General features: G+C 42.6%; 7 protein-coding genes and 1 pseudogene. 2 read left to right on the top strand and 6 right to left on the bottom strand.

Annotation, left to right across the window (positions count from 1 at the left end):
- The first annotated feature begins 107 nt into the window (after window positions 1-107).
- Both minD and minE read left to right on the top strand, forming a co-directional pair.
- Window positions 108-920: a septum site-determining protein MinD gene (gene minD / locus ACMHKH_RS03920; RefSeq protein ID WP_413519357.1), complete on the top strand. Its 813-nt coding sequence runs from the start codon at window positions 108-110 to the stop codon at window positions 918-920.
- Window positions 921-922: 2 nt separating this feature from the next.
- The gene (gene minE, locus ACMHKH_RS03925) at window positions 923-1,213 is read left to right on the top strand and encodes a cell division topological specificity factor MinE (RefSeq protein ID WP_413519358.1); all 291 of its coding nucleotides are present in this window, start codon (window positions 923-925) and stop codon (window positions 1,211-1,213) included.
- Window positions 1,214-1,302: 89 nt separating this feature from the next.
- Here the strand turns inward: minE and ACMHKH_RS03930 are convergent, their stop codons facing one another.
- From ACMHKH_RS03930 to ACMHKH_RS03955, 6 genes and pseudogenes are all read right to left on the bottom strand, one after another.
- Window positions 1,303-1,830 carry a cytochrome b gene (locus ACMHKH_RS03930; protein ID WP_413519359.1) on the bottom strand — a complete coding sequence of 176 codons (528 nt, stop codon included), beginning with the start codon at window positions 1,828-1,830 and terminating at the stop codon, window positions 1,303-1,305.
- 85 nt (window positions 1,831-1,915) lie between these two features.
- Window positions 1,916-2,419, bottom strand: coding sequence for a hypothetical protein (locus ACMHKH_RS03935; protein ID WP_413519360.1), 504 nt, complete (start codon window positions 2,417-2,419; stop codon window positions 1,916-1,918).
- Window positions 2,416-3,429, bottom strand: coding sequence for a chemotaxis protein CheB (locus ACMHKH_RS03940; protein WP_413519361.1), 1,014 nt, complete (start codon window positions 3,427-3,429; stop codon window positions 2,416-2,418). Before ACMHKH_RS03940 ends, ACMHKH_RS03935 begins: the two co-directional genes overlap by 4 nt.
- Window positions 3,419-10,339 carry an Hpt domain-containing protein gene (locus tag ACMHKH_RS03945; protein WP_413519362.1) on the bottom strand — a complete coding sequence of 2,307 codons (6,921 nt, stop codon included), beginning with the start codon at window positions 10,337-10,339 and terminating at the stop codon, window positions 3,419-3,421. Before ACMHKH_RS03945 ends, ACMHKH_RS03940 begins: the two co-directional genes overlap by 11 nt.
- A 30-nt stretch (window positions 10,340-10,369) precedes the next feature.
- The gene (locus ACMHKH_RS03950) at window positions 10,370-11,371 is read right to left on the bottom strand and encodes a CheR family methyltransferase (RefSeq protein WP_413519363.1); all 1,002 of its coding nucleotides are present in this window, start codon (window positions 11,369-11,371) and stop codon (window positions 10,370-10,372) included.
- 184 nt (window positions 11,372-11,555) lie between these two features.
- Window positions 11,556-12,554: pseudogene (locus ACMHKH_RS03955) on the bottom strand (methyl-accepting chemotaxis protein); the annotation flags it as partial.
- Window positions 12,555-12,794: the final 240 nt, after the last annotated feature.

A 12,794-nucleotide genomic window follows, 5' to 3' on the forward strand; every position in this document is an offset into this window, starting at 1 on the left:
TGCATATGAAGTATATGGACGACCAGCGTATATACTAATTGTTATATGCTGTTTTATATAATAACTATTTCATCAACTCATAAATCAATTCATAGGAGTGTGCCATTGTGGCGAAGATTGTTGTAATCACTTCGGGTAAAGGCGGCGTGGGCAAAACCACGACCAGTGCGTCTTTTGCCGCCGGTTTAGCATTACGTGGCTATAAGACAGTTGTTATCGATTTTGATGTAGGCTTGCGTAATCTAGACTTGATTATGGGCTGCGAAAATCGAATTGTTTATGACTTTGTCGACGTTATCAATGGCAACGCACGCTTATCGCAAGCGCTTGTCAAAGATAAGCAGCTTGAGAATCTATATATTTTGCCTGCCAGTCAAACGCGTGATAAAGATGCGTTGACGGACGAGGGTGTGGCAGAAGTTATGGACGAGCTGTCTAAACAATTCGACTATATTATTTGCGACTCCCCTGCCGGTATAGAACGCGGCGCGCAGCTAGCGATGTATCATGCGGATGAAGCCATCATCGTCACCAACCCTGAGATTTCATCAGTACGTGACTCAGATCGCATCATTGGTATATTACAAAGTCAGACCAAAAAAGTAGAAGAAAACCAAGGTAATGTACGTGAGCACCTTATCATCACACGTTATAATGCCGAACGCGCAGCTGCCAATGAGATGATGGACATTGAAACCATCTCAAATGACATCTTAAAAGTTCCATTACTAGGTGTTGTACCTGAAAGTCATTCAGTGCTTGAAGCGTCTAACCACGGCGAGCCTGTGATTCATTATACTGACTCTGTTGCTGGTCAATGTTATGACGATATTGTCGCGCGCTTCTTAGGTGAAGAGCGTCCGCTACGTCATATTGATGTGAAGAAAAAGAGTCTCTTACAGCGCTGGTTTGGAGGTTAATAATGAGTAAGAAAAAAGGATTTTGGAGCAGCCTATTTGGCACGGATGACAACAATAACTTAGGCAGTGCCAATATGGCAACGGAACGTCTAAAGGTTATTGTTGCTAGCGAAAACCGTTTGAGCAATCGCTTAACTCCTGACCGTATCGAAAAAATGAAGCGTGAGATATTAGAAGTAGTAAATAAGTATGTCAATGGCGTACAGATTGATGATGTGAATATCAATCATCGCTCTGAAGACAGCCTCGATGTACTTGAGATGAATATCAGTTTACCTGAGCATAAAAAGTAACTTTATAATAAGTATTCTAATCACTAAAAAAAGCCCTGAGTATGATACTCGGGGCTTTTTTATGACTATTTCTAATTATCTATGTTTTACTATTTCATACGTGACATCAGATTGTCTTTTTTTATAAACTGATGATATAAAGCGGCACCGATATGAAGCGCAGTAAAGGTCAGAATGATGGGCCAAATAATGTCTGTATGCCAGTCATTATAGAGGCGCGCTAGCCCTCTATCGGGAGTCACAAATACTGGAATCTGAAACAAGCCGAATACATCAACCGGTCGACCGCCGTATAGAGACATCATTAACCCTGCAATAGGCATAGCTATTAGCAAAGCATAGAGAGCAAAATGCGATAACTGTGATAATAGCATTTGCCACTTTGGCATCGCTGCGGCAGGCGGCGCTTCGGTAAAAACGCGGTTAATGACCCGCGCTATCATCCAAAGTAGCAGGCTAATACCAAAGGCTTTATGTAGCCCTATATAAAGCTTAGTATCAAGGTTGTCATACAAAAATATCATGAGCCAAGTAACGAGCAATAAAATCGCACTGATCCAGTGAAAAATACGACTGCTAATGGACCACTTTGTCAGGCTTGAATGAGTATGTTTCATAGATTTACTGTGTTACCTCTATCGCTACTGATTGCTTAATGACCGCTCAAACATAGATATAGACAGTGAATATCTACTGAGCAAACTAGCCGTCTAAATCTACCAATTGATGCGCAATTTTATCTAAATCAGGCACAAGATATAGCGTATCATCGATCGTCACTGCTTGAAAAATATAGGATAGCACAACATCTTCTTGCACACGTTCATAAACCGTATCGATATTGCTATTTGGCTCAATAAAATGCACAGGCAACTCAATATCTTTGACTTCAGAAATACGTGCCTGCAATTGACGCAGCTCACCGGAGGTCTGTAAAGCAATACGATGTGCTGAGGTATTCCCTTCTAACACCACCATCTTATCTGGCGTTTGATGATGTGGTAGCAGGTGGAATACAGCGACTTGCTGCTGCTCCCACTCATACATGGCTACATACTCGCTATAATCATCCACACTCAAAATTAAGCTACTGGGAATAATCCAATCAGGTTGATCAAAAGCAGAAACAATCGTCACATCGAGCATACCATTATTGGTGGTCAGTAAACTTACTGCCTCAAATGAATGCTTTAATATCTGTTTCATAATTCGCTCACAATAAATGAATGTGGATTGTCGTGTGCCGCTCTGTCAGCAATATAGGCGGTCAGATTTTCTGCCAAAGCTTGCGGACTGCCAATAAAGGTACAATATCCTGAGTCAATGACGGCTTGTGGTTGACTGGGGCAAGCACATAATAGAGGGTCTTGCGCCCATAATTGACTGTCGTTATCTTGAATTAAATCTAAATACTGCGTACCGTCGTTGCCCATACCAGAAAAGATAATATTAATCAGCTCGCTGCCATAAACATCGCTGGTATTTTTAAGAATCTGACCGATAGCCGGTTTATAGTCACCTTCCCAAGCCTGATCCAATAAAATAATGCGCCCAGCTGAATCACAAACGATCTGTTTATCAATAGGGGCAATCAAACATTGACCGGCGCGCAAACGCTGCGAAGAGGCAATTACCTGACAGCCCCAGTCATTATGGCGATTTAATATACGCGGCAAAGTACTGATCATATTTTGATTAAAATGATGTGCTAACAAAATACTTACGGGCAACGTAGGTGATAAATGATCTAAGAATTCTTTGACTGCACTAGGACCGCCCATAGATGCCCCTAAGAACACCACATAGTGCCAATCTCTTACCTCATCTTTATACAGAGTAGTATCAACAAGGGTTGGTAGCGCCAACATTTGCGCCAGCTTACGCTTTAGTTTACGTTGCCATTTAGCATACTGCTTCGCCTCATTAAGATAAGGTGCCTGACTAAATCCAACCAATACCGCTGCAGATTTAGAGGTAGCAGTAGCCGCTGCCACATGCTCATCATAGTCACTATCTATCAACCAGATATCAATAGCGGCCTCATAACCATCAAACTTATCTTGCAACTGCGCTGGCGTGACGCAATCAACCAGATAAAAACCACAACTGCGCACCGTATCAGAGAACGCCATTCGCTGCTGATGGTCTTCTGCTACCACTAGCACTCTTATTTCACTTCTATCTTTTTGCGCCAAGGCAAGTACATTAGCCATCATGTGTTAGGCTGACCTTTTTAGCCAATAAGCTTTCAATCTTCTCAAGCAACTGCTTTTCTTGGAAAGGTTTGCCCATATAGTCATTTACTCCAATCTCAAAAGCACGCTCACGATGCTTTTCGCCAGTACGTGAGGTAATCATGATAATAGGCAGATGCTTTAATCGTCTATTATGTCTGACTTGGGTCGCAACTTCAAAACCGTCCATACGCGGCATTTCAATATCGAGAAGCATTAAGTCTGGGGTCATCTCTTGTAGTATCTCAATGGCATCGATACCATCTTTAGCAAGCGCAACAGTGAAACCTTGGCGCTCCAAGAATCTCGAGGTTACTTTACGGACTGTCACTGAGTCATCGACCACCAAAATCGTGCCATTAGAGCCAAGACTTCTTTGTTTACTAACTTTGGGTTGCTTGACGTCTTTCACCAAAGCGGCGTTACGCATCAAGGCTATCAAGTCTAGAATCAGCATCACCGAACCGTCGCCCATAATAGTCGCTGCTGAGATACCGGATAAGCTCGAGAACTGTTGCCCCAAAGGTTTTACCACGACTTCAATACGTGAGCCTGCTATCTGATCGACCTGTAGCGCCATATTCTGACCACTACGGTTTTTGATAATAATAAGCGGCACGCTAGTATTGGTATTAACCACCAGCTCATTAAGCTTATTACCCGATAAAATCTCATTTAAATAGCGTACACGATAATCGGTATCTTCAACATTGAGGGTCGCCGCACCTGATTGATAATAATCATAGATTTTTTCTGGATTGATACGGACGACACGTTCAATCTGCACTAAAGGTATAGCATAGTAGCGATCAGCAGCTCGAACAACCAAAGCGTCAGAAACTGCAACAGTAAGAGGAACACGTATGGTAAAACTTGAGCCTTTACCAAGCTCGGATAACACGGATACTGCGCCACCTAGCTGACGAATCTCACTAATCACAACGTCCATACCAACGCCGCGCCCTGATATCTGCGTGACTTGTTTGCTGGTACTAAGACCGGCATTAAAGATATATTGCATGATATCAAGATCGCTTAGACTGCTATCGTTGGCAGCAATCAAGCCTTGTGAGATGGCTTTATCACGTACCGCTTCGACATCAATACCTTGTCCATCGTCGTTTAGCAAGATGACGATTTCACTACCTTCTCGCAATACTTCAAGCGTGATTTGACCGCTTCGTTCTTTACCGGCGGCAACCCTTGCGGCAGTCGTTTCGATACCATGGTCAACGGCATTACGTAACATATGCTCAAGCGGCGACGTGATACGTTCTAGGATGGTTCTATCCATCTCATCATCAGCATTGATAATTTTTAGCTCAACCGACTTATTTAGCTCATTTGCTGTTTGGCGCACGATACGCTCAAGCCTTGGCGTCAAGCGCGTAAAAGGTACCATACGTGAATTCATCAAGCCATCTTGCAGCTCAGTTTGTGTCCGTGATAGCTGTAGCAGCAGACTTTCACTGTCACGCGTTTTTTCTAATAAAGTATGGTTAATATCGACCAAATCCGATGCCGATTCTGTCAAAGATTTTGACAGCTGGTTTAAAGAGGAATACTGATCCATCTCCAGCGGGTCAAAGCCTTCATGATTGACTAACTCTTCATCAATCTGCGATAGAATTTGTGCCTCAAGCTCAATCTCCATTCGGCGTAACTGATCCGCTAAGCGCTGTACAGTGGTTCCCATCTCTTCAATACTATTGGTCAAACTACTGACACCCATATCGATACGAGCACGGTTAATCGCTGACTCGCCAGACAGATTAATCATATGCTCAATCAAACCGCCTGAGATACGAATCATCTCGTTATTATTGGCGTTCTGCTCTTGCTCATTAGTATCGTTAATCATCAGCGGCATGGCGCTGATGTCTTTTTGAATATAGGTGGTTTCTTGCTTTTCTTTGGCAATTAAAATGGCGTCACGCTGAGGCTGCAGGGTCTCTTTTGGTATCTGCTTTAAGCTATCAGGGTTTTTACTAAATTGCTGTAATGCCTCAATCAATAGGCCAGGTGTTGGTGGATTGACCTGTTGTGCGAGAATAAACACCGCGTCTGCAAGCCAATCATGACAAGCAATTAATAGTTCTAACACCCTTTTAGTCGCCGGACGACGGCGATCGACAAAGTCTGTATAAACCGATTCCATTTCATGAGCAAGGTCAGCGATACCGCTGGCCGTGACCATACGGGCGCCGCCTTTTAGGGTATGTAAATCACGCTGTAGGGCTTGTAGCGCTACCATGTCACCGGTATCACTTAAGAATAACTGCAGATATTCATTACGGTTGGTAAGCGCTTCAGCTTCTTCTAAGAACACCTCTAAAATATCAGGATCAGGTAGACCATGCGCCCATGATTGTTTGATGATTCTATCTAAACTTAAGGTTTCTGGCGCGTTTGCCACACGTTGATTGTATTCATTGACAAAGACTTGCGGAGTAGCCGCTGCATGATTTTTTGGCTTAGGTACAATAAGCTGTACCGTTTGTGGCAATAATTGTGCTTTTAAGAACTTCTGTAATTGCTCTATCAGCTCAGGCGCAAAAAAAGATTTTTGATAGCGTACAATATGTGCAACCTGCAGCGACAAGGTATCTTGTACCACTTGCATAATCTCAAGCCACTGCGCAGTTGGCTCACGTTTAAGCTCTACAAACGCTTCATAAACACTCTCTGCTTCATGCGTCAAGTCACCAATACTGCGGATACCTGCCATACGTGCACCACCTTTAATGGTATGCAGATGACGTTGGAGTACCTTTAATGTATTGATATGACTGATGTCTGTGCGCCATTTACTAAAACTCTCAACCAGTGCATCATCAAGCTCTTGCGCTTCTTCTAAGAAAATTTCTAGCAGCTCAATATCAGTATCAATCGTTTCAAGTTCTAGCTCAGGCGCAGCAATACTTTGCACAGCCGCCTGTTCTTCATTAATAACAGTCTCATCACTTTGATGATTGTCTTGAGCGATACTATTTTGCATGGCGCTAGCTTGAACAATGGTATCTTGAAGTGTGCTAGCTCGCGTAATACTCTCTAACTGCTCAAGTACTTGCTCATCTATTTTTAATGACGTACTGCCAGCGAGCGCATCAAACAAGCCAATTAATTGTGCATGACCTGCCAATAAAATCGCTTGGACATCTGTACTCACCGATTGACTAGGCTGCGTACTCAAATGCTGATAAGCATTTTGTATAGCGCTAAGGATAGAGACGAATTTCGGAAAAGCTTGTGCCTTGTCAGTTAGATCATTAATTTGCGACAGCTGCTTAGCAATATAGCTTTGAATATGCTCAGACTCTGCATGACTAAGCGCCTCCTCTAATTGCCATTCTGCATCTAATAGCTCATCGATATTACCATCTAACAAATCGTTAATGGTTGGTATATCGTCGATATTTGCATCATTATCACTATCTGTTTCACCAAGCAGTGCCTGCAACGAGGCTATATCTTGCTCGTTTTGCATATCTTCTACTAACGTGCCTTGTTGCTGAGCCTGTTGTTTATAGCTATCGAGATAGCCATTGATCAGCGTAACAGATTGAGCCAATGCATTAAGATGACCCGCATTCATTGGTGTATCTTGCTGCTGCAGAAGCTCTAAACTTTGCTCAATGGTCGCACTTACATCGCTAATAGCAAGCAAAGCAGTGGAGCCCGAAGCGGCACGCAAGGTATGGAACGCTCTTACAATCTCATCACTCACATCAACATAGGACTCATCTTGATGATGGCGTACAAAGTCATTAACACTCTCTAATAATTCTTCAGCCTCTTCAATAAAGATATCAAAAAATGCTTGCTCTTCTTCACTTTGAGGTATTAAGATAACTGGAGCTTCTGCCATTTTTTCGTTTACCGAATGAATGGTCTGCAAGGTATGATCAATAGCTTTCTCACTTACCAAACCTTGAATATTGCTATCTTCATCAAAGTGCCGTTGTGTATTTTCAGAAGGCTGTGACAATTGACTATATAGTTCACGGTAGCTGAATTCACTACCTAATTGCTTACTGTAGGCATTAGCACAGGCAACCCACAACGGTAGCATCACCGGATAGTCTTGGCTTTCACGCTCGAAAGTAATCAATAGCTTAGGATATACCTTCAATACATCGCCAATCAGCTGCTGTATATCGTTTGAGACCGCAATACTTTTATCCAAAATACGATTTAGCATGTTTTCGATAGACCATGCCAGCTCAGCGCTATAATGAGCGCCGACCATACGACCTGAGCCTTTTAGGGTATGGAACCCGCGGCGAATGTCCGTCAGTCCACTTAAATCTGCAGGAGAAAGCTGCCAATGCTTATATAGAGGAACAATCTCTTCTAAGACTTCATTTGCCTCTTCTAAAAATATTTCTTTGATATCAGGGTCAGCATCGCTTGCATCTGCGGTTAGCACTTCTGCTTCTAATATAAATGGCTGCAATACCGAAGGTAGCTCTACACTCTCCAATGAATCTAAAGTGGCTGTTGGTTCGACAACTGAGCTGATAGCTTGCAAGCGTAAATTATGATCAAGGATGTCATGCTCTGATATAGAGTCAACTTGTTCAATATCAGCTGTTGATGACGTAGGTTCTACTGCTAAACCTGCGTTAAGCGGTTGCTGAGTCATTAAATTTTGGCTTTGTAAAAGCGTAATAGCCGGATCAAAGCTCGGTGGCTTCTGAGCTATAAAATCTATAAGCATAGCAGGTAAGCGCTTTATGGTTTCTGTCACCAAAGTAACCACATCATCTGTCACTGGTAATGTTTTATCTAACAAACGATTAAGTAGATTTTCAATAGACCATGCCATCTCACTGATGCTAAAAGCACCAACCATCCGTCCTGAGCCTTTCAAGGTATGAAAACCACGGCGCAACTCAGTTAATGGTGTCAAATCCTGCGCGTCTTGCTGCCATATTGGTAAAAAGTCCTCTAAATCAGTAACTACTTCACCAACTTCTTCGATAAATATCTCTCTAATATCTTCATCGATCTCGAAGTTGTCAGGTTGCAGCTGTTGACGCACTTTTAGTAAAGCGTCGCTGCCCTCTTTTACAATCACATTTTCATTATTCGATACTGCATCAGTCAATACATGACTATTAGAAGGCGAGGCAATAATCGGTGCAATCTCACCGCTGTCGTCATAGCGTAGTACATCATTGGCTACAGGTTTTTGACTTAGAAAAGTATCATTGATTGTTTCAGGGGCATAAATATGCGTATCAAGTAGATTGGTTGCCGTAGCAATATAATCATTTGCTTTGTCTAGTAAGGACCGATCAAAAAACTGCTGTGCAATATAATCAAGCAGTAGCTCGATGGAGGTTAAACTCTCTGCCAGTGCTTGAGTAATATCCCAGCTAAGTACTTCAATTTTATGCGTACTTATCTGTGTAAATATATCAGCTATTTTATCAGTTACGTCACCAACTAAAGGCAGTCCCATACTGTTAAAAGTATGGCTCATACTGGAAAAATCTGCCTGATTTGGTAATAAATCCAGTTGTTGGCGCTGTATATAATTATGGAAATCCTGCTTCACTTCTTCAACAGCAATACGCAGCTCGCGCAAATCTATCTCATCAGTATTACTATATAAATTACTTTGTGACTGCAAATTGTAATCACTGTCACCTGAAATCGTAAATGATGCAGCGCTACCTATTTTGGTAGCAATAACTTGTTCTGTATTGTAGATTGCACTATATAATTCTTGCAGCTGACGCTCGAACTGCCAATGTTGTTGATCGAAATTTTGCTGTGATGACAAGCTTTGCTTTATATCATCAGCGATTGAGCGAAGTTGTGAGCCAAATAAGGTCCAGCCGCGATCTTCTAGTTGGTTACTTATTTTTACCAACGGCTTTAATAGCGCCTGAGGTTTATCAAGCGTAAAAATAATTGTCTCAATCTCATTCAACATACGATGCAAGAAACGCGTTTCAGCCTCTGTTTGCGCACTGCCATTCAAAAGAGATTGTGCATTATCACTGTTATGGATAAGACCGCTTAACTCGATATAAATACTGCTAATGAGCTGCTTAAGTTTGTTATCTGATAACTCACGCTGATGCTGACGACCATCTATCACTTGATCAAGCTGAGCTAATAACCCTGCATAATTTTTAGGTAGTGGGTTATCATTTTGCCCAAGATCATGCAGCCATAGCTCGGCTAAATACCATAAACGCTGCAGATCCGTCTCTTGCGCAGTTTGCCATAAATAATGGCTGACTTTCTCTAATGGCGCTAAAATAGCAGGACTATTTGTATTGGCAGCGAGCAATTTTTGAGATTGCTGACGCCAAACCAATAACAGCTGTTGATGCTGCTCATTGTCTAAATCTGACATTGCCATACCTACTGGTATGGTAATTTCAATATCATCATAATCAGCTAAGCCTGCTAGAGAGTTAGCTGATGAAACGCTGTCTGTAAGATGATCTGTCACTATCCCAAACTGAGCTAGAACTTGCATCAGCTCAGTTAATGTTTTGTTGATTAAAATGGTATGTTGGCTACCAGTACGCGCATAGTAACTTAGTTCACGCTGTAGCAATCTATGAGCAACCTGGCCGATTCGCAATTTTTCAGCAACCAAAGTGGTACTGACATTGGAATTGTCATCTGAATGCAAAGCACCAGCAGTATTTGCGCCTGTCAATAAACTAAGTTTGTTCGCTAAACTTGCCAAAGAAGGCAGGTTAATCATGGTCAGCGCACCACCAATCTCATGATAATGCTGCACCATTTGCTCATCATCAGCGTATCCTACATCTAGTTGCCAGCCATCAGCTACCTGTGATAACTGCTGATTAAACAGTGGCAATAACCACTCGAGCGTCACCATATCATTGGGCTGGTTTTTCATAGATTTATCCTAACTCTTGTGGGCGCCAATTTAGGCACTGATTTTTTGCCACGCATTAATCTGTGGGTGCGCAATACGGCGCATATTTGAAGGGCGCCAAAATAACGCCTCACCTGGAGCCAATATAATATAACCGCCTAAAGCGCATTGTTCTGATAATCGCGCCAAAATATCGCGCTGATCAAACTTACGAAAATATAGCAGCATATTCTGGCACACGATCACCTGTTGTAAATAGGGCGTCGGCGTTTTTTTATCCATAATATTATGTAAAGCAAAACGAACCTGAGATTTTAATGTATGCATAATCTGCCAGTCAGCATGGCTATTATTTACCACATTTTTACTTGCACTAGCGCCATGAATATTTACTGTTTTAGCAATGGTTTTTGGTAGTAATGGTTGCACAAACTGCTGACAAGGCGATGGGATTAATGATTGCTCTCTAGCGCTATAACGACCTAAGCGCGCGGTTGCCATTGCCTGCTCACTCACATCAGTACCCAATATCTCATAATGGCTTAGCTGCTTTGAAGCCAAGCTCATTGCAAGCGACCAAACCTCTTGTCCTGTTGCGCAGCCTACGCTCCAAATACGAAACAGCTCACTAGGCTCAATACCATTATTTTCATTACTATCATGATTGCCATTATGACTACTAACACCGCCATCAATTAGCGGCTGGCGTTGATGCTGTAAGGCATATTCGGTGACAAAATCTATAGATGGCAGATGACGGAAAAATCGACTTTCATGAATCAGTACTTTATCAAGCAATTGCTGACGCAGTGCATTGTTATGCGGCAGCTGCTGCCATAATTGAGCAGTAGTCAAGCCATAAGCCAATGCCGTCTGCGTAACCGCGTTTTCAAGCCAGTTACTTTGAATGCTGGGTAAAATGAAACCAATTTCACATTCTACATATCGCTGCCACTGCCTATTATTAAAAGCGTCGTCTTGCCGCAAAGCTTGTACTGATACAAGCTCTGCCATACAAGCACTATGACTATCTTTTTGAATATGATGATTCATGTGACCTGCTATTAATGCTGTTGCTCAAAATTGGATAATGTCTCATCTCAAGCAACCATTTGGTTAACATCGCAATAGAAAGAATCATAAACACTAGTGCTGATTGTTAACTGCTAGCAGCGACTCTCTCATCGATATTTAGATACTCATTGTCCATACTATGATGATCTAACTGCTCATCATCATCCGATATTTTAAAGCCGGTGACCGATTCTTGTAGTGCAGCAGCCATTTCACTCAATTCACCAATAGAGCGCGCGGTTGCCATCGTACCAGACGAAGTTTGCGAGGTAATATCTTGAATGATATTCATCGTATGAGAAATATGGCCTGCTGACTCTGCCTGTTGTAATGCAGCGTTTGAGATGTTTTGAATCAGATCTGCCAATGTATTAGAAACCGACTGTACTTCTTCTAGCGCTTCACCCGCATCTTTTGCCAAACGCGCACCACGTACTACCTCAGACGTCGTTGATTCCATCGACATCACCGCTTCACTGGTATCTGCCTGAATGGTTTTTACCAGCGTTTCAATCTGCTTGGTTGCATTGGCTGAACGCTCAGCAAGACGCTGAACCTCGTCGGCAACGACCGCAAAGCCTCGACCTGCTTCGCCAGCCATCGATGCCTGAATTGCCGCGTTTAATGCCAAAACGTTGGTCTGGTCAGCAATATCATTAATCAACCCAACGATATCACCAATTTCCTGTGAAGATTCACCAAGGCGTTTGATACGTTTTGAGGTTTCTTGAATCTGATCACGGATGACGTTCATACCTTCAATAGAGCGTTGTACTACTTCTGCCCCATTATAAGAGATGGCAACCGAACGCTGAGCAACGGTTGCAGATTCTGCAGCGTTGTTTGAAACTTGGTCAATAGATACTGTCATCTCGTTAATCGCTGCAGATACACCAGCAATTTCTTGTGCTTGGTGTTCAGATGCCTCAGCAAGCTCAACCGCATTCATCTGTGTTTGCTCTGATGACTGCGATACGCGATCCGCCGTACTATTAATAACCAATACCAACTGGCGTAATTGGTCAATTGCGAAGTTCACGGAGTCAGCAATGGCACCAGTGAAGTCTTCTGATACGGTCGCGTTAACTGTTAAATCACCGTCTGCTAAGTCGCCTAATTCATCCAAGAGACGTAAAATCGCAATCTGGTTACGCTCGTTTTCTTCTTGAATTTGGCGCGCACGCTCAGACTCAGATTCTGCTTCTTGACGACGACGTAAGGTTTCTTTTTCGATCAATGATCGTTCCGATCCACCGCGCTGCTGGAGCAACTGGTAAAAAGCGAAAAAGATACCCAGTACACTGAGTACAAAGACAACCACTGGTATTATGACGGATTGATTAAAATCCGTTAAATATTCACTGACCGATGATATAGCATTGATTAACGTCAACAGAGCACC

This window comes from Psychrobacter glacincola, from assembly GCF_965118485.1.
GTDB classification, from domain to species: Bacteria; Pseudomonadota; Gammaproteobacteria; order Pseudomonadales; family Moraxellaceae; genus Psychrobacter; species Psychrobacter glacincola_D.

Excerpts from the sequence above, each read along its gene's own strand:
- minE (WP_413519358.1), top strand. The coding sequence starts at position 923 with ATGAGTAAGAAAAAAGGATTTTGGAGCAGCCTATTTGGCACGGATGAC.
- ACMHKH_RS03950 (WP_413519363.1), bottom strand. The coding sequence starts at position 11,371 with ATGAATCATCATATTCAAAAAGATAGTCATAGTGCTTGTATGGCAGAG.
- ACMHKH_RS03930 (WP_413519359.1), bottom strand. The coding sequence starts at position 1,830 with ATGAAACATACTCATTCAAGCCTGACAAAGTGGTCCATTAGCAGTCGT.
- ACMHKH_RS03945 (WP_413519362.1), bottom strand. The coding sequence starts at position 10,339 with ATGAAAAACCAGCCCAATGATATGGTGACGCTCGAGTGGTTATTGCCA.
- ACMHKH_RS03940 (WP_413519361.1), bottom strand. The coding sequence starts at position 3,429 with ATGATGGCTAATGTACTTGCCTTGGCGCAAAAAGATAGAAGTGAAATA.
- ACMHKH_RS03935 (WP_413519360.1), bottom strand. The coding sequence starts at position 2,419 with ATGAAACAGATATTAAAGCATTCATTTGAGGCAGTAAGTTTACTGACC.